Origin of the sequence: Streptomyces sp. NPDC048419, assembly GCF_043200415.1 — a bacterium.
GTDB lineage: Bacteria > Actinomycetota > Actinomycetes > Streptomycetales > Streptomycetaceae > Streptomyces.
The window spans coordinates 81650-98574 of sequence record NZ_JBICXT010000021.1 but is presented as its reverse complement, the minus strand read 5'-3'; the positions used below and the strand labels follow the sequence as shown (position 1 = coordinate 98574).

At 71.7% G+C, this 16925-nt stretch carries 19 protein-coding genes; 11 read left to right on the top strand and 8 right to left on the bottom strand.

What is annotated here, in order from left to right; genetic code table 11:
• Positions 1 to 182 precede the first annotated feature (182 nt).
• Positions 183 to 878: a hypothetical protein gene (locus ACGFYN_RS34760; protein WP_393869919.1), complete on the top strand. Its 696-nt coding sequence runs from the start codon at positions 183 to 185 to the stop codon at positions 876 to 878.
• Between the two features lie 5 nt (positions 879 to 883).
• Positions 884 to 1420 (top strand): hypothetical protein, encoded by a 537-nt coding sequence (locus tag ACGFYN_RS34755; RefSeq protein WP_393869918.1) that lies wholly within the window; start codon positions 884 to 886, stop codon positions 1418 to 1420.
• 19 nt (positions 1421 to 1439) lie between these two features.
• Here ACGFYN_RS34755 and ACGFYN_RS34750 read toward each other — a convergent pair whose 3' ends face one another.
• Positions 1440 to 1859: a DUF1992 domain-containing protein gene (locus ACGFYN_RS34750; RefSeq protein WP_393869917.1), complete on the bottom strand. Its 420-nt coding sequence runs from the start codon at positions 1857 to 1859 to the stop codon at positions 1440 to 1442.
• Between the two features lie 81 nt (positions 1860 to 1940).
• Here ACGFYN_RS34750 and ACGFYN_RS34745 point away from each other — a divergent pair, with 81 nt between their 5' ends.
• Positions 1941 to 2330, top strand: coding sequence for a hypothetical protein (locus tag ACGFYN_RS34745; protein WP_393869916.1), 390 nt, complete (start codon positions 1941 to 1943; stop codon positions 2328 to 2330).
• Between the two features lie 31 nt (positions 2331 to 2361).
• Here the strand turns inward: ACGFYN_RS34745 and ACGFYN_RS34740 are convergent, their stop codons facing one another.
• The 3 genes from ACGFYN_RS34740 to proP all read right to left on the bottom strand — a co-directional run bounded on the left by ACGFYN_RS34740 (position 2362) and on the right by proP (position 5933).
• On the bottom strand, positions 2362 to 3033 hold the full coding sequence (locus tag ACGFYN_RS34740) for an O-methyltransferase (RefSeq protein ID WP_393869915.1): 672 nt from the start codon (positions 3031 to 3033) through the stop codon (positions 2362 to 2364).
• 47 nt (positions 3034 to 3080) lie between these two features.
• Positions 3081 to 4190 carry a DUF2330 domain-containing protein gene (locus ACGFYN_RS34735; RefSeq protein ID WP_393869914.1) on the bottom strand — a complete coding sequence of 370 codons (1110 nt, stop codon included), beginning with the start codon at positions 4188 to 4190 and terminating at the stop codon, positions 3081 to 3083.
• Positions 4191 to 4574: 384 nt separating this feature from the next.
• Complete coding sequence (proP, locus tag ACGFYN_RS34730; RefSeq protein ID WP_393869913.1) at positions 4575 to 5933, bottom strand: glycine betaine/L-proline transporter ProP; 1359 nt, start codon at positions 5931 to 5933, stop codon at positions 4575 to 4577.
• A 340-nt stretch (positions 5934 to 6273) separates the two neighbouring features.
• On the opposite strand from proP, the gene ACGFYN_RS34725 reads away from it, so the two are divergent.
• A complete protein-coding gene (locus ACGFYN_RS34725) occupies positions 6274 to 8319 on the top strand; it encodes a bifunctional glycosyltransferase 87/phosphatase PAP2 family protein (protein WP_393869912.1) in 2046 nt (681 codons plus the stop codon).
• A gap of 41 nt (positions 8320 to 8360) precedes the next feature.
• Positions 8361 to 8969: a hypothetical protein gene (locus ACGFYN_RS34720; protein ID WP_393869911.1), complete on the top strand. Its 609-nt coding sequence runs from the start codon at positions 8361 to 8363 to the stop codon at positions 8967 to 8969.
• A gap of 180 nt (positions 8970 to 9149) precedes the next feature.
• On the opposite strand, the gene ACGFYN_RS34715 is transcribed toward ACGFYN_RS34720, so the two are convergent.
• Positions 9150 to 10385 (bottom strand): cytochrome P450, encoded by a 1236-nt coding sequence (locus ACGFYN_RS34715; protein WP_393869910.1) that lies wholly within the window; start codon positions 10383 to 10385, stop codon positions 9150 to 9152.
• 231 nt (positions 10386 to 10616) lie between these two features.
• Here ACGFYN_RS34715 and ACGFYN_RS34710 point away from each other — a divergent pair, with 231 nt between their 5' ends.
• On the top strand, positions 10617 to 11786 hold the full coding sequence (locus ACGFYN_RS34710; RefSeq protein ID WP_393869909.1) for a steroid 3-ketoacyl-CoA thiolase: 1170 nt from the start codon (positions 10617 to 10619) through the stop codon (positions 11784 to 11786).
• Positions 11787 to 11845: 59 nt separating this feature from the next.
• A complete protein-coding gene (locus ACGFYN_RS34705; protein ID WP_393869908.1) occupies positions 11846 to 12085 on the top strand; it encodes a hypothetical protein in 240 nt (79 codons plus the stop codon).
• Positions 12086 to 12091: 6 nt separating this feature from the next.
• Here the strand turns inward: ACGFYN_RS34705 and ACGFYN_RS34700 are convergent, their stop codons facing one another.
• Positions 12092 to 12628: a DUF4240 domain-containing protein gene (locus ACGFYN_RS34700; RefSeq protein WP_393869907.1), complete on the bottom strand. Its 537-nt coding sequence runs from the start codon at positions 12626 to 12628 to the stop codon at positions 12092 to 12094.
• A gap of 116 nt (positions 12629 to 12744) precedes the next feature.
• On the opposite strand from ACGFYN_RS34700, the gene ACGFYN_RS34695 reads away from it, so the two are divergent.
• Genes ACGFYN_RS34695 through ACGFYN_RS34685 form a run of 3 tightly spaced genes read left to right on the top strand, consistent with a single transcriptional unit; the run spans position 12745 to position 14270 of the window.
• On the top strand, positions 12745 to 13302 hold the full coding sequence (locus tag ACGFYN_RS34695) for a GNAT family N-acetyltransferase (RefSeq protein ID WP_393869906.1): 558 nt from the start codon (positions 12745 to 12747) through the stop codon (positions 13300 to 13302).
• A 48-nt stretch (positions 13303 to 13350) separates the two neighbouring features.
• Entirely contained in the window at positions 13351 to 13812 is a 462-nt protein-coding gene (locus tag ACGFYN_RS34690) for a hypothetical protein (RefSeq protein WP_393869905.1), read from the top strand.
• Positions 13809 to 14270 carry a pyridoxamine 5'-phosphate oxidase family protein gene (locus ACGFYN_RS34685; RefSeq protein WP_393869904.1) on the top strand — a complete coding sequence of 154 codons (462 nt, stop codon included), beginning with the start codon at positions 13809 to 13811 and terminating at the stop codon, positions 14268 to 14270. Before ACGFYN_RS34690 ends, ACGFYN_RS34685 begins: the two co-directional genes overlap by 4 nt.
• Positions 14271 to 14301: 31 nt before the next feature.
• Here the strand turns inward: ACGFYN_RS34685 and ACGFYN_RS34680 are convergent, their stop codons facing one another.
• Positions 14302 to 15000 carry a YoaK family protein gene (locus tag ACGFYN_RS34680; protein ID WP_393869903.1) on the bottom strand — a complete coding sequence of 233 codons (699 nt, stop codon included), beginning with the start codon at positions 14998 to 15000 and terminating at the stop codon, positions 14302 to 14304.
• Positions 15001 to 15103: 103 nt separating this feature from the next.
• Between ACGFYN_RS34680 and ACGFYN_RS34675 the strand changes: the two genes are divergently transcribed.
• Complete coding sequence (locus ACGFYN_RS34675) at positions 15104 to 16372, top strand: alpha/beta hydrolase (RefSeq protein ID WP_393869902.1); 1269 nt, start codon at positions 15104 to 15106, stop codon at positions 16370 to 16372.
• Here the strand turns inward: ACGFYN_RS34675 and ACGFYN_RS34670 are convergent, their stop codons facing one another.
• Complete coding sequence (locus ACGFYN_RS34670) at positions 16373 to 16792, bottom strand: transglycosylase SLT domain-containing protein (protein ID WP_393869901.1); 420 nt, start codon at positions 16790 to 16792, stop codon at positions 16373 to 16375. It lies immediately after the preceding gene.
• Between the last annotated feature and the right edge of the window lie 133 nt (positions 16793 to 16925).

The window sequence follows — 16925 nt, the reverse complement described above, 5'->3', positions numbered from 1 at the left end:
GCCCAGTGGCCGCAACCGAATATGGCCCACCGCTCGGCCCCGCACCGATCGGCCGTTCGCCCTGGTGGAGGGATCGGCTCCGGACCCTCGCTGTTTGAGGGGGGCCATTGGGGCAACTCGAACGTGGACCGGCCCGTCGGGCCGGCTCAGCCGATGTAGCCGACCCGAATCGGAAGGCATCCATGTCCACAGGCTTGATCATTGCTTTGATCGTGATCGTGGCGGCCGTGATCGTAGTCGCGGCCGTGCTCGGCATGCGTAACCGCGGCCCGCGCGGTGGCCGGGACCTCAAGCGGCGCTTCGGTCCCGAGTACGACCGGACGCTGGCCCGGCACGACGGGGACACCAAGGCTGCCGAGCGTGAGCTCGGCGGGCGGGTGGAGCGGCACGGCTCGCTGCGTGAGCAGCCGCTGGAGCCGGCGCAGCGCGAGCAGTTCGAGGCCCGCTGGGCGGCCGCGCAGGAGCGGTTCGTCGACGCACCGCGCGAGGCGGTGGCCGAGGCGGACCAGCTGCTGTCGGAGCTGGCCGCCGTGCGCGGCTTCCCGGACGGCGGTGAGTACGAGGAGCAGCTTGCCGCGCTCTCCGTCCACCACGCCCACCATGTCCACGGATACCGGCACGTCCACCGCGTCGCACGCGTCAGCGCGAGCGGGCAGGACGGCGACCGGGCCGACACCGAGGAGATGCGTGAGGCCATGGTCGAGGGCCGCGCGCTGTTCGAGGAACTGACCGCCGAGGGCCGCCACACGGGCAGGAACGACGGCACCGACCGGACCGAGAAGTCGCCGGCGCGGGCCGCGGACCGTACGGACGGCCGCGACGAGAGCCGCAGCCCTCTGCCCTGGTCCTTCAACCGACGTCACGCGAAGGGGAGTTGATCGACATGACGGACGCGACGACCGGGCGCGGTGCGGGCGATCCCGCGGGTCGTGAGACCCCGGCGGGCCACGACAGGATCGTGACACCGACACCGCACGAGGTGAGCGACCCCGAGGCGCCGGCTCCCGGCACCAGGGCGACGACGGACTTCGACGAGCCCGGGCGCACCGGAACCACGGAGCGCAAGGGTTCCGCGGAGCCCATGAGCCCTGCGGAGCGCATGAGCACCACCGAGCGCAGGAGCCCCACCGGCTCCGGGACCGGCCTGCTGCCCCACGACGAGTGCGACAAGCTCGAACTGCGGCTGCACAACGCCGTCTCCGGGTTCGTCGACAGCCCCAAGCAGGCCGTCGAGGAGGCCGACCAGGTGGTCGAGGAGATCGCCGGCCGCTTCACGGAGGCGCTGACCCGGCGCCGCCGCACCCTGCGCACGTCCTGGCAGGACGGCGGGGCGGACACGGCCACGGACTCCGACACCGAACAGCTCCGGCTGGCCCTGCGGGACTACCGGGAGCTGGCCGATCGGCTCCTGCACAGCTGACCCACGGCTGGTAACGCGCCTACGCGGACGACTCGTCCGCAGCCGACGCCCGGCCCTCCCGCCACCGCGCTACGACCTCTTCGACGTCGTAGGGCTTCATCCCGAGCGGGGGGCCGGGCGGCGGCTTGAACATCATGTCGCGGATCTTGACGTTGACTTCGGTGATGATCTTCCGTGCGATCCGCTCCGAGGAGGCCGCGTACGCCGCCTCGAGCGCGTCCTCGGCCTCCTTGCGCAGGGCGAGACTCGGCGGCAGCACCGAGAGGCCCTCGCGGGCCATCTTGCCCTTGATCCACCACAGTTCGTCGTACGCGGTGTCGGCCGGCAACGGCTTGCCCGCGCCGGGCAGTCGGGCGAACTCTCCGCGCCTCTCGGCGTCACGGATCTGCTTGTCGACCCACGACTCGAACGGGACGCCCGGTGGCTTTCGCTCGGTCATGACTTCATTGTGCCGGACGGGATGTGCTCGGGCGATCTAGTATGCGGCCGCTGTGTCACGACACTTCATGAGGAGCAGCGCGTGCTCGAACTGACCATGGCCACCGTCTCCGGGGAAGAGGGGGCCACGGCCGGCATGCTGATGGCCGACGCGCCGAGCGAGCCCGGTGCCGTGCTGCGGGTGGGCCGGGACAAGGGCGTGTGCCGGCTGGTGACGCCCGACGACTGGCTGTTCGTCTCGCGGGTCCACCTGGAGTTCCAGTGCGGCCCGGAGGGCACCTGGCAGGTCACCTGGCTGCGCGGTTCGCAGCCCGACCCCTCCTCCGAAGTCCGCCTGGTCGTCGGGGAGTACGCCCAGCCTCTCGTCTACGGCGGGACCGTGGCACTGCCCCGCGGCGGCAACGGCGAGATCGTCGTGCAGGACCGCACCGCGCCGCGCAGCGTCAACATCGGCTTCTACCACGAGTTCTGAGCGGCGCGGGTCTGCGTCCGGGCGGCCGGGGTCACGCCAGCACGCGTACGAGCGCGAAGCCGTCGTGGCCCTTGCTGCCCACCGTCTGCAGGGCGGTGCCGCTCAACCTCGGGTGGCGGGCGATCAGTTCGACGGCGGCGCGGCTGCCGACGACGTCGGGGTCGGTGCTGTCCGCGTCGGCGACCCGGCCGTGCCGTACGACGTTGTCGACGACGATCAGGCTGCCCGCGCGCGTGAGGCGCAGCGCCCACTCGACGTAGTGCGGGTTGTTGGCCTTGTCGGCGTCGATGAAGACCAGGTCGAAGGGGGCGGGGTTCTCGTCGGCCAGCTTGGGCAGCGACTCCAGGGCGGGGCCGACGCGCACCTCGGCGATCCGGTCGAGGCCCGCGCGGGCGATGTTGCGGGTGGCGATCTCGGCGTGCCGGGCGCTGTACTCCAGCGAGATCAGGCGGCCGTCCTCGGGCAGCGCGCGGGCCATCCAGATCGTGCTGTAGCCGCCGAGGGTGCCGATCTCCAGGATGGTGCGGGCGCCCTGGATCCGGGCGAGGAGCTGCAGGAACTTGCCCTGCGGGGCGGTGACGGCGACCTGCGGGAGGCCGGCCGCCGCACTGTCGCGCACGGCCGCGTCGAGGGCCTCGTCGTTCGGCGAGAGCTGGGTGGTGAAGTAGTCGTCCACGTCGTGCCACAGCTGCGACTCGCTCATTCACCTGTGCCTTTCGTAGGGCTCGCTACGGCTCCTGATCAGCCGGCCTAACGAGCCCCAGTATGCGCCGGTTGCGGGCGGCGGGAGCGGCGCACGGCGAACACCGCCACGGCTGTCACCAGGACCGCGAGGGTGCCCACGAGGGTCAGCAGCCAGGCCGGGATGCCGGCCACCGTGCGCAGGTGGTCCTCGTAGACGACCTGCTCGAAGGGGGTGTCCGAGGAGGCCCGGCGCAGCTCGTGGTCGCCGGAGATCGAGGACGGGCGGGGGAACTCCTGGCCGATCGCGGTGAGGTACGGCGCGCCCTTGGCGAGCTCGGACAGGGGGCCCCAGTTCGTGCCGACGCGCCCGGCGTAGGTGATGCGGGGGCGCTCGCCGCCGATCGCCGAGCTGGTCCTCATGCGGTGCGCGGCGAGGACGTACAGGCCCAGGGACTGCGGTGTGCGGGCGAGGCGGGACAGGCGCATCGGGTAGACGGGGCTGCCGGCGGCGAAGGTGAGGTGGAGCGGGTCGAGCGTGCCGGTGAGCGGGGCGCCCGCGCGGTCGGGGGCGAGGCGGACGGCGACGTACTCCCAGTGCTGGTCCACGTACGGCTGGAGGGCGTCCTTGAGGCGGGGCGGCATGACGAAGCCGTGGGCGCCGAGCCAGGTGTCCAGGGCGGCCGGGTCGGTGGCGGTCAGGCGGGCCACGTCGAAGGGGCCGAGCTTCTGCCGGCCGACCACGCCCACGCCCTGCGGGGCGGCGGCGCCGGGGAGCGGGGCGCCGGAGTCGTCGCCGGTGACGAGCGGCCAGTCGCCGTCCTGCGGCCAGAAGTGGTAGCGGTCCCGGTGGACGGGGGCGGTGGCGGTGCGGAGCTGGGTGAACAGCTCGGGGTCGCCGAGCTTGACGGTCGCCCGGTGCGGGACGGGCATGATCCACGCGGCCGTGTCGGCGTCCCCGTCGACCGTCAGGCTCATCACGATCTGCTCCTGCCGCCCGTCCCACCGGACGACGGACTCCTCCCGGTCGACCCCCACCCGCTGCCGGGCCCCCGGAATCATGGCCCCGCAGCCACACGCGTACGCGGGTGCGATCAGCGAGCCCAGCTGAATGCCGAGCAGCGCCAGCACGACCGTCAGCACACGCGCGTGCACCCATTTCCGCAGGAAACGGCCCATTCCTCAAAGCCTCCGTAATGCCGTGGACGGGGCTTCAGACGCTTGGGGGGCCGGGGTGGTTCCGGGGTGTTGTTCGGCGGGTTGCGGCGGGTGGGGCGGGAGTTGGACCACGCGGGGCGCTACGTCGCCACCAAAGGGCCGCGTCCGGCGGCCGTGGCACCGTCGCGGGCTCCGTCGCCCGCCGCCGCCGGAGCCTGCGGGGCTACTTCTCCAGCGAAGGTGCCGAGCCCGGCAGCGGGGCCGTCGGCCGGTTCGATCACGAACCGTGTGGCGGCCGGCTGGTCGTGATGCGCGCCGTCATGGGTCGGAGTCCGGTCCAGGCGCGTGCAGCGGTCGCGCGGCCGTGGTGGGCGCCATCGCTCGCCGCCGCCGGAGCCTGCGGGGCTACTTCTCCACCGAAGGTGCCGAGCCCGGCAGCGGACGGCCGGCGGATTCGGTCATGAACCAGACCGCGATGCCGCCGACGACGGCCGCGGCCATCATGTAGTACGCGGGCATCATCATGTTGCCGGTGGCGCCGATGAGAGCCGTGACGACCAGGGGGGTCGTGCCGCCGAAGAGGGAGACGGAGACGTTGAAGCCGATGGAGAGGGAGCCGTAGCGGACCCGGGTGGGGAACAGGGCCGGGAGGGCGGACGGCATCGCGGCGGTGAAGCAGACCAGGAGCAGGCCGAGCGCGGCCATGCCGAGGGCGACCGCGGCCAGGCTGCCCTGGCGGATCAGCAGGATCGCCGGGACGGAGAGGAACAGGAAGCCCGCGCAGCCCGCGGCGATCACGGGGCGCCGGCCGACCCGGTCGGTCAGCGCGCCGGCGAAGGGCTGGACGATCATCATCAGCGCCATCACGCCGAGCACGACCAGCAGTCCGTGCGTCTCGTCGTAGTGGAGCTCGCTGGTCAGGTAGCTCGGCATGTACGACAGCAGCATGTAGTCGGTGACGTTGAAGACCAGGACCAGGCCGACGCAGAGCAGCAGCGCCCGCCACTGCCCGGTGATCATCTCGCGCAGCGGCACCCTCGGCCGGGCCGACTCCGCCTTCTCGACCTCGGCCGCGAACGCGGGCGTCTCCTCAAGACGCATCCGCAGATACAGGCCGACGATGCCCATCGGGCCCGCGATCAGGAACGGGATGCGCCAGCCCCAGGTCACCAGGTCGTGCGAGGACAGCAGCGCGGTCATCAGGGTGACCAGCCCCGCCCCGCCGATGTAGCCGGCCAGCGTGCCGAACTCCAGCCAGCTGCCGAGGAACCCGCGCTTCTTGTCCGGCGCGTACTCGGCGATGAAGGTCGACGCGCCCGCGTACTCGCCGCCGGTCGAGAAGCCCTGCACCAGCCGCGCCAGGAGCAGCAGCAGCGGCGCGCCCACGCCGATGGTGCCGTACGACGGAATCAGGCCGATCGCGAAGGTGCCCGCGGCCATCATGATCATGGTCACCGCGAGGACCTTCTGGCGGCCGACCCGGTCGCCGAGCGGCCCGAAGACCATGCCGCCGAGCGGGCGGACCAGGAAGGCCGCGGCGAAGGCGCCGAAGGTGGACAGCAGCTGGGCGGTGGGGTTGCCCGACGGGAAGAAGACCTTGCCCAGCGTCACCGCGATGTAGCTGTAGACACCGAAGTCGAACCACTCCATCGCGTTGCCCAGCGCGGCCGCCTTCACTGCGCGGCGGACGAGGGCTGAGTCGGTGGTGGTGGTGACTGCGGGGGTGGTGCGTGCGGGTGGGACGGTGACGGTGGCGCTCGCCAAGACTTCGCTCGCCTGCCTTTCGACGGGGACAAGGACGCGGCCCGCTCGGCGGCGATGGCGGGCGGGCCGGACAGCGACCATAGAGGCACTTGTCGCCCTTACGGGTCGCACACAACTCGTTGCGCAGTGCACGGAAATACCGCGCTACAGGCTCGTATGCCCAGGTGTCGATCAGCTTCCGCGAGTGTCCGCTGTGATCCTTCTCGCGTCCGGCGCGGGCAACCTACCCCCCGGCGCACTATCGTCTTTACGACAAAAGCAGGACGGACGCCAGGTGAAGCAGGGGTAGCCTGCGTCTCTCCCAGGGGGACGAAAAAGCGGGGCGGGAGGCCTACGGGGCGTGGCGAACGTGGAGCACAGCGGGCGACCGGCGAAAGCCTTCGGAGCGACCGCCGTCGGCGGCGTCAGAGGCCGGCTGCGCGTGGCGCGCCTGGGTCTGTGGCTGGTCGCGGCGGTCCTCGCCGTGCGTCAGGTGGCCGTCGTCCTCAGCACCCCGAGAGGCGAGCGGCTGACGGACCTGGAGACCTGGGTCGGCCCGAACGGCGTTTTGCATGTGAAGGGGTCGCTCTACGACTCCACGCAGTTCACCGGCACACCCTTCGCCGGACTCGTCCTCAAGCCCCTCACCCGCGCCGCCGAGCAGGCCCTCGGCTGGGGCTGGACCTTCGGCACGCTGCTGCTGGTGGTCGCTCTCGGGCTGGTCGCGGGCCGTGCGCTGCCGCAGCCGGTGAGCAGACGGACCTCGCTGCTGGCCGCGCCGGTGGCGGTCAGCCTGCTGATGCTCTCCCTGCCCGTGCGCAACGCCCTCTGGCTCGGCCAGATCAGCATCCTGCCGGTGCTGCTCGTACTGGTCGGCTGCTTCATCGTTCGCGGGGAGCGCAGCAGCGGCCTGCTCATCGGCGTCGCCGCCGCCCTCCAGCCGACGATCCTGCTCTTCGCGCCGCTGCTGTGGTTCACCGGCCGCCGCCGGGCCGCCGTCTCCACCGCCGTCGCCGCCGCCGCGTGCACCGCGCTCGCGTGGGCCGCGATGCCGCACGACTCGTACGCCTACTGGGTGCACCACATGGCGGGCACCGGCCTGGGCGGACCGGCCGACGACCTCGCCAACCAGTCCCTGCACGGCGGGCTGCTACGGCTGGGCCTGACCGGCCCGCTGGAGATCGCCCTCTTCTTCACCCTCGGCACCGCGGTCGCCGTCCTAGGCGTGCGCCGCGCCGTGCACTACGCGCGCGACGGGCAGCTGCTCCTGGCCGTCGCCATCACCGGCTGCGCGGCGATCGCCGTGTCCCCGACCACCTGGCAGCACCAACTGCTGTGGGTGCTGCTCGCGGTCGTCGGGCGGGTCGGCAGGCGGGTCTCGGACCGGTACGTGTGGCCGGTGGCCGTCGTGCTGGTGATGACGCTGCCCGCGAAGATGATCCTGCCGAACATGTCGGCGCTGTACACGCTGCGCGACGACATCGTCCTGCTCGCCGCCCTCCTCGCGGCGACCGCCGTGCCGTTCCTGTCGCGGACCTCGCCGTACTACCAGTCGCCGATCCCGACCGAGTACGCCGCCCCGGTGCCCGCGCGCTGGAAGCGCGTCCCGCTGCTGCCGTTCCTGCGCCGGGTCCTGACCCGCCCGAACCTGCTGCTGGAACTGCTGCTGATCCGCGTCACCTACGCCGCCTACCAGAAGGTCAGGCTCGCGGCGACCGGCGGCTCCAACTCGGCCGGGCGGGTGCGCGCCGAGCACCACGGCCACCAGATCCTCGACATCGAGCGCTTCCTGCACATCGACATCGAGCACTGGGTCAACCACGCCGTGTTCAAGGTCGACTGGCTGCGCGGCTTCTACGACTTCTACTACGAGTCCTTCCACTTCGTCGTCCCGCTGACCGTGCTCGCCGTCTTGTACTGGCGCCGCCCGGTCGACTACCGCTGGGCGCGCTCGTCGCTGGGCTTCGCCACGCTGCTGGCCCTGGTCGGCTTCTGGCTCTACCCGCTGGCCCCGCCGCGCCTGCTGCCCGGCCTCGGCGTCATCGACACCGTCCACGGCGTCCAGGACTTCTCCAAGCCGGACTACGGCACGCTGACCGCGCTGACCAACCAGTACGCGGCGATGCCCTCGCTGCACTTCGGCTGGGCGTTGTGGTGCGGGGTGGTGATCGCCGTCATCGCGCCCAAGTGGTGGATGAAGGCCCTCGGCCTGCTGCACCCGTTCTTCACGGTCTCGGCGATCGTGGCCACCGGCAACCACTGGGTGCTGGACGCGGCGGGCGGAGCGGCGGTGGTGGGCGCGGGCTTCGGGCTGTCCTACCTGTTCCAGGGACCGCGGGCCGAATTGGCCGTGGCGACGGCCGCGAGCAAGGAGCCGGCAGCACAGAAGGAACCGACGCCGAGCTGACAGGGGTGCCCCGCTTGCGGTGAAATGTGAGCGGAGGCGCCATGGACAGGGACGCTCAAGTCGTACGGGGGCGGGAGGCCGCCCGCGCGCTGGCCTGGACCGAGGCCTACGAAGCGCTGGGCGCGGCCGACGCAGAGCGGCCGCTGGAGAGTGCCGACCTGGAGTTGCTCGCCGAGGCCGCGGACATGCTGGGCAACTGCGACGACGCGGTGGCGCTGCTGCGGCGCGCCTACACCGCGCACGCCGAGTCCGGGGCCGTCGGGCGGGCGCTGCGCTGCGGGTACTGGCTGTGCAAGGCGCTGGCGTGGGGTGGTGAGTTCGCGCAGTCGGGGGCCTGGCTGGCCCGCGCGCGGCGGCTGGCGGCGACCGAGCCGGGTTGCCCGGAGTGCGCGTACCTGGTGCTGCTGGAGATCGAACTGCACTTCCGGGCGGGCGAGTTCACGCAGATGCTGGAGGTGGTGAACCGCCTGCCCGAGACGGCGCGCCCCGGCACGGACCCCGACCTCGCGGCCGGTACGACGATGACGCGCGGCACCTGCCCGTCTTCTGCCCGGACGGCGAACCGGCCCAGCGGCGCGGGGTGGTGGAGTCGCAGCCGGGCCTGTACTTCGTCGGCCGGCTCTTCCAGTACGCGATGGCCTCGTCGATGATCCAGGGCGTCGGCCGCGACGCCGAGCACGTCGTACGGCACCTGGCGGCGCGGGCGCCCGGGGGGCCAACTGGCTCCGTAATTCCCGCCGTTGACGCGCACGGCCGTTCGCCGTCCGGATGAGATCCTGCCCAAGTGGGCAACGGGCCGGCGGCGCCGGGATGCCGCCGGCCCGAGTTCGTCAACCGGCCTGTACCTGGAGGTGTTTGACGCCGTTGATCCAGGCGGAGCGCAGGCGGTCGGGGTCGCCGGTCAGGGTGAGGCCGGGCAGGGCGTCGGCGATGGCGTTGAAGATCAGGTCGATCTCCAGGACGGCCAGGGACTTGCCGAGGCAGTAGTGCGGTCCTCCGCCGCCGAAGCCGAGGTGGGGGTTGGGGTCGCGGAGGATGTCGAAGGTGTCGGGGTCGGTGAAGACCTCGGCGTCGTGGTTGGCGGCGGCGTAGAAGATGCCGACCCGCTCGCCCTTCTTGATCTGCTTGCCGCCGAGTTCGAGGTCCTGGGTGGCGGTGCGCTGGAAGGCGTTCACGGGTGTCGCCCAGCGCACGATCTCCTCGGCGGCGGTCTGCGGCCGCTCCCTCTTGTAGAGCTCCCACTGGTCGGGGTGGGTCAGGAAGGCGTGCATGCCGTGGGTGATGGCGTTGCGGGTGGTCTCGTTGCCCGCGACCGAGAGCATCAGCACGAAGAAGCCGAACTCGTCGGAGTTCAGGTTGCCTTCGTCCTCCGCCGCCACCAGCGTGGTCACGATGTCCTTGGCGGGACACTGCTTGCGGTCGGCGGCCATGTTCATGGCGTAGGCGATGAGTTCGGTGGCCGACTCGGCGCCGACCTCCTCGGTGATGGCGTACTCCGGGTCGTCGTACGAGATCATCTTGTTGGACCAGTCGAAGATCTTGGCCCGGTCGTCCTGCGGGATGCCGATGAGCTCGGCGATGGCCTGCAGGGGCAGTTCGCAGGCGACCTCGGTGACGAAGTCGAAGATGCCGTCCTGGGCGCGGGCGTTGTGCGCGATGGCGTGGGCGCGGTCGCGCAGCCGTTCCTCCAGCGCCCTGATGGCGCGCGGGGTGAAGACACGCTGCACGATCTGGCGGACGCGGGTGTGCTCGGGCGGGTCCATGTTGAGCAGGATCAGCCGCTGCATGTCGATCGCGTCGCGCTCGATGTGCTCGTTGAAGCGGATGATCGCGGTGTTCTGCCACGACGAGAACAGCTCGGGGTGGGTGGAGACGTACTTGACGTCCGCGTGCCGGGTGACGGCCCAGTACCCCTCGTCCCGGAAGCCGGCGACGTTGTCCGACTGCGGGATCCAGCGGACCGGTTCGGCCTGCCGCAGTTCGGCGAACTCCGGCAGGGGCACGCGGTGGTGCAGCAGGTCGGGGTCGGTGAAGTCGAACCCTTCGGGGAGTGCTGGACAGGGCATGGGCGACTCCAGCCTGTGTTCTGACGCTCCATCAGGTTTGCCGTGAAGGTAATAACGGGTTCTACAAGAGGCAAGGGGTGCGGCATACCGAATTGCGTGCACGACCCTTGCGGTTGTGACCGTGGGGTCAGCAGACTGCATACAGAACTAGAACACGTACTAGTTCAGCGTGGCGGGGCCGGCCGGGACGCCCCCGCGCCGCGCGGGTACCGGAGGAGAGGATCCCCCACCATGGCCGCGGAACCCGTGATCGTCGAAGCCGTACGCACCCCGATCGGCAAGCGCGGTGGAGCGCTCGCCAACCTGCATCCCGCCTATCTCCTGGGCGAGACCTACCGTGAACTCCTCGGCCGCACCGGCATTCCCGCCGACGCGGTCGAACAGATCGTCGGCGGCACGGTGACCCACGCCGGCGAGCAGTCCATGAACCCCGCGCGCACGGCCTGGCTCACCATGGGGCTGCCGTACGAGACCGCCGCGACGACGGTCGACTGCCAGTGCGGGTCCTCGCAGCAGGCCTCGCACATGACGGCCAACATGATCGCGGCGGGGGTCATCGACGTCGGGATCAGCTGCGGGGTCGAGGCGATGTCGCGGGTGCCGCTGGGGTCGGGGTCCAAGCACGGCCCGGGCAAGCCGTTCCCCGACGAGTGGAACGTCGACCTGCCCAACCAGTTCGAGGCGGCCGAGCGTATCGCCCGCCATCGCGACCTGAGCAGGGAGAACGTCGACTCGCTCGGCCTGATCTCGCAGGAGCGGGCCGCCGTGGCCTGGGCCGAGGAGCGGTTCAAGAAGGAGACGTTCGCCGTCCAGGTGCCGACCACCGAGGACGAGCAGCGGGCCGGCCAGGGCATGTGGCGGCTCGTCGACCGCGACGAGGGGCTGCGCGACACCACGATGGAGGGGCTGGCGCGGCTGAAGCCGGTCATGCCCACCGCCGTCCACACGGCGGGCAACTCCTCGCAGATCAGCGACGGTGCGGCCGCGATCATGTGGGCGTCGAAACGGATGGCGCGTGCGCTGAAGCTGAAGCCGAGGGCGCGGATCGTGGCCCAGGCGCTGGTGGGCGCCGACCCGCACTTCCATCTGGACGGCCCGATCGACGCGACGCGCGCGGTGCTCGGCAAGGCGGGCATGTCGCTCAAGGACATCGACGTCGTCGAGATCAACGAGGCGTTCGCCTCAGTGGTGTTGAGCTGGGCACAGGTCTTCGAGCAGGACCTGGAGAAGGTCAACGTCAACGGCGGCGCGATCGCCCTCGGGCACCCGGTGGGAGCGACCGGGGCGCGGCTGATCACGACCGCCCTGCACGAACTGGAACGCAGCGACAAGGAGTTCGCGCTCGTCACGATGTGCGCGGGCGGCGGCCTGGCCACCGGGACGATCCTTCAGCGGCTGTAGTTACCGACGGTGGTGAGCAACCACTTGTCGGGGTTGACGCGAACTGATCAACTTACCCCATGCTGATCAACGTAATCCTCCGCGTCCTGCCCTTCTACATCCGTGAACCGCTGATCCTCGCGATCTGCGCCTTCTTCTCCGGCCTCGCCTTCTACTGGTTCTTCACGGCAGGAGGCCTGGGCCGGGCCGGTATCGGCCTGCTGTTCCTCGCGGTCGGCGCCCTGCGCGCCTACTTCTTCCGCAAGGAGTGGAGATCCCACAGAGCGGCGAAGGAAGGCGGTGCCGTGCAGGAGGCGTAACACCGTTCAGTCGTGGTGGAGCGCGGCCAGACGCGGCAGGCGGCGGGTGATCTCGCCGGTGTCGTCGAAGTCGAAGGACCAGGCCGGGTCCAGCGGCGGGTAGGTGATGGTGAACGCGCCGGCCGGCAGCTGCTCGCCGGTCGCCGTCAGGTGCGCGCTCCACGCGATGCCCAGCACGTCCTCGCACTCCAGCTCGCACCACTCCTCCGCCGAAGTCCGCACGACGGGCATCTCCGCGAGGGCGTCGGGGTCGGCCGTCACACGCTCGAAGACCTCGCGCCCCTGCGCGATCAGCCAGCCCCGGAAGTAGTCGAACCCGTCGTCTGAGCAGCCGCCGTTGACGACGTAGGCGGCGGCCCACAGCGGGTTCGTGTACGACTCGGCCAACACGTCCCACAGCGCCTGCTGAGCCGCGACGATCTCCGGCACCGGCCGTTCGGCGAGCAGGGCGGAGGCCCGGCGGGCGACCGCCTCGGCGTCGTCCGGGTCGGGCACCTGGTCGCGGGCGGCCTCGATGAGCTGCCAGAACTGCTCTCTGTCCATGGCCGTGGAGCATGCCACCCGGCACTGACATCCCGGCACTGCCGTCCGGCCGGGACGGCGCACCGCACTACCCTTGCCGCCCGTAGCGGCAACGCGACGGACGGGGTAGGTGGACCATGGACGAGATCGAGGTCGCGATGGGCGGCCCGGTGACGGTGCGGGAGATGCGGCCCGAGGACGAGGCGGGCGTGGGGCGGCTGTTCGTCGCCTGCGAGGACTACTTCGTCGCGGCGACCGGGGCGCCGGCCCTCCCGGCGGACGTGCAGAGCCTGTACTACGCGCTGCCCGAGAGCGCCGACTTCGAGCAGAAGCGGCTGCTGGCGGTGTGCCGGGCCGCGGACGACGTCGTAGGTCTGGTCGATGTGGTGGACCGGCATCCCGATGGGGGCAGTTGCTCGGTCGGGGTGTTCCTCGTCGCGCCCGAGGCCCGGCGTCAAGGAGTCGGTGCCGGGGTCGCGCGGCGGCTGATCGAGGAGGCGGCCGGGCGGGGCATGCGGACCGTGCTCGCCACGTGTCCGGCGGACTGGGAGCCGGGGACGGGATTCCTGCGGAGCCTGGGTTTCGAGATCGGCCCGGCGCAGGAGGCGGCCGGTGCGGCCGTGGGCAACCGGACCCGGCACTCCGGTGAGAACGGCCTGCTGACGGCGCGGCTGAAGGTGGCGGCGGACCGATGAGTTTCGTGCGCCGCTGACGTCTGCCCCTGTGAGAGGGAGGTGGTCGCGGTGGATGCTGCGGCACGGCAGGCAGCGCTGGCCCGGCTGGACGTCCTGGTCGGGGAGTGGGTGGTCGAGGTCGAGTTCCCCGGGCTCGAGGCGCCGCCCGGACGGAGTGTCTTCGAGTGGGCCCTGGACCGGCAGTACGTCGTCCAGCGGGTGGAGGCGCCCAATCCCGCACCGGACGCCATGGCGATCATCGCCGTGGACCCGGAGAGCGGCGGCTACACCCAGCACTACTACGACTCTCGCGGCGTCGTACGGCTGTACGCCATGACCTTCGAGGACGGGGTATGGCAACTCCTGCGCGAGAAGCCGGACTTCTCGCCGCTGAACTTCCGCCAGCGCTACGTCGGTCACCTGAGCGCGGACGGCGACACGATCCGCGGCGCCTGGGAGATGGCCAAGGACGAGACGGGCCCGTACGTGCGGGACTTCGTCCTCAACTACCGCAGGAGCGGCCGCTCATGAGGCCGGACGAGACCGTGCGCGGCATCGTCGACGCCGGCCTCTACATGGTCCTCGCCACCGCCGACGAGGACGGGCGGCCGTGGAGCTCGCCCGTCTACTTCGCGCACGTGGACTGCCGGGAGTTCGTGTGGGTCTCCTCGCCGGACGTGCGGCACTCGCGCAACATCGCGGTACGGCCCGAGGTGGCCATCGCCGTCTTCGACTCGACGGCGGCGATCGGCACCGGGCAGGGTGCCTACATGTCCGCCGTCGCCGGGCTCGTCGAGGCGGAGGACGTCGCCGAGCGCGCGCTCGACGTCTTCTCGCGCCGCTCGCTCTCGCACGGCGGCCGGGTGTGGACACTCGACGACGTGCGGGGCGACACCGGGATACGGCTCTACCGTGCGGTCGCCGAGGACCACTCGATCCTGGCCAAGGACGGCAGGCCGGACCACCGGATCGCGGTCGAGCTGGACTGAGGCCGAGCCGCTGAACACGCGGCTGCGCCGGTCACTCCCGGCCCGAGGACACCACCGCCAGCAGCCCCGCCGCCCCCGCCGCGACCAGCAGCGGGATGCCGAGTCCGTGGTGGAGCACCAGCCATGCGCCCAGGCCGGCGCCCACCGCCATCGCGACCACGGAGGCCGAGCGGCGGGGCGAGCGGTGGCCCGAGCCGCCGCCGGCGCGGGAGTCGGCGGCGAGGCCGGTCAGCGTCATCGTCAGGACCGTGGTCGTCAGGTCGGCGACGCCCAGCTTGCGGACCGTGGCGTTGCGCAGGCCCATCGCGAAGGCGGTGAGGGCGATCAGCGCGTAGACGGAGACCGTGGCGTGCGGGGCGGCGAAGGCGACGGCGGCGGACGCGCCGACCAGGGTCGCCTCGGCGGCGAGGACGAGCCGCGCCCAGGTGCGGCGCGAGCCCTCGCCCCGCCACCGCCCGACCCGGCCGCCGGCCACCGCGCCCAGCAGGAAGCACACCAGGGAGGTCGCGGTGTGCGGCACCGAGAAGCCCGGTGCGCCGGCCGCGGCGAACCCGAGCACGACCACGTTGCCGGTCATGTTCGCGGTGAAGACGTGCCCGAGCCCCAGATAACTGACGGCGTCGATCAGCCCGCTGACCACGGTCAGCCCCAACAGGACGGCCACCAGCCGCAGTCCGCGCGCCTCCCGGCCCGGATCGGCTGCCTGCGTGTCGGTGTTCTGCTCGGCCATGGCCTCTCCGGTGAGCGGTAGGGACGCGGTGTACCCAAGTCCACCACGGAGGCGGGGGACGCTCGGATGTCGGCACGCGGGTCGCGTACGTAGCGTCTAGAACATGAGTGATGAGACGCGCAAATCCCATGAAAGCAGGAGCAGTTGGCGAACGCGGCGGGGACTCGCCGGAGCGGCCGCCCTGCTGCTCGCGGGGCTGGCGGCCGCGCCGGTCGCCGCGGCGGCCGTGCAGCCGGACAGCGGCGGCCACACCGGCGGCCCGACCGGTCACCGCGGCGCCCTGGTCTCCGTCACCCCGGTCGTCGACCACGACGCCGCGCAGGTCAGGGCGTTCCTGGCCGGGCGGCACGTCGCGGCCGACAGGGCGCGGTACGGCGTACGGGCGTACCGGCTGACGTACCGGACGGTCGACCCGCAGGGCAGGCCCACGACCGCGACCGGCCTGCTCACGCTCCCCAGGGGCGGCGCGCACCGGCTCGACCTGGTCTCCGACACGCACGGCACGATGGTCACGCGCGGCTACGCGCCGTCCGCGAGCGAGGACACCGGGCGGGTGCCGTCGTATCTGAACGCCTCGGCCGGGCGGGCGGTCGCCGCGCCCGACTACCTGGGCCTGGGCGAGGGGCCGGGCCCGCACCCGTACATGGACACCCGCTCCTCCGTCACCGCCTCCCTCGACATGCTGCGCGCCGCCCGCACGGCCGCGGCCAGGCTCGGCCGCCCGGTCACCGGCGACGTCTACGCCACCGGGTTCTCCCAGGGCGGCCAGGTCGCGATGGCGCTGGGGAAGGCGCTGCAGTCAGGCGCCGACCGGCACTTCCGCCTCAAGGCCCTGGCACCGATCAGCGGACCGTACGACCTTCAGGGCCAGGAGGTGCCGGCCCTCTTCGACGGCCGCGTCAACGACACCAGCGGCGTCCTCTACATCTCGTACTGGCTGGTCGCGCAGAACAGGCTCCACCACTTCTACGGCGACCCGGCCGAGGCCTTCCGCGCCCCGTACGCGAGCCGCGTCGAGCGCCTCCTGGACGGCGGCCACGAGCAGGGGGAGGTGGTCGAGGGCCTCGCCCCGACGGTGCGGAAACTGCTCACGCCCACCTTCTACGTGCGTCTGCGGCACCCGGCGGGGTGGCTGCTGGCCGCGATGGGCGCGGCCGACCACACCTGCGACTGGAAGCCGGACGTGCCGGTGCGGTTGTACGCGGGCGACGGCGACACCGACGTGCCCATCGGCAACGCCCGGACATGCGAGCGCACCCTCGCCCGGTTCGGGGCGAGGGTGCGCTTGGTGGACCAGGGGGACGTGGACCACTTCGGTTCGCTGGCGGTGTCGGCACCGCAGGTGGTGCGGTTCTTCGACCGTGTGGGCTGATCAGTACCAGCCGTGGGTCTGCCAGAAGGACCAGGCGCCGGTGGGGCTGCCGTAGCGGGAGTTCATGTAGTCAAGGCCCCACTTGATCTGGGTCTTGGCGTTGGTCTTCCAGTCCGGACCGGCGGAGGCCATCTTCGAGCCGGGCAGGGCCTGGACCAGGCCGTAGGCGCCGGAGGAGGAGTTGGTCGCGGTGACGTTCCAGCCGCTCTCCCGCTCGACGATCTTGCTGAAGGCGTTGTACTGGGCGGCGCTCGGGATCATCTTGTGCGCGATCGACCTGGCCTCGGTGACGGAGTTGGCGGTCGCGGCGTGGGCGGGAGCCGCGGTCAGCACCATGCCGGCGGTGGCGGCGGCCACGGCGGCGGAGGCGAGGGCCTTCTTCGGGTTCGTGAGGTGGCGGGCGATGCGGGAGACAGTCACGAGGAACCTTTTCTTCGGGGACAGGGAGCCGCTCGCAAGCCGGGGCATACGTTGACGCCGAGACCCCGGGGGGTACGTCGGCGCCGTGCGACGTCGTCCAGAGAAACAGGCTCGGAAGGCGTCCGCAATGCCC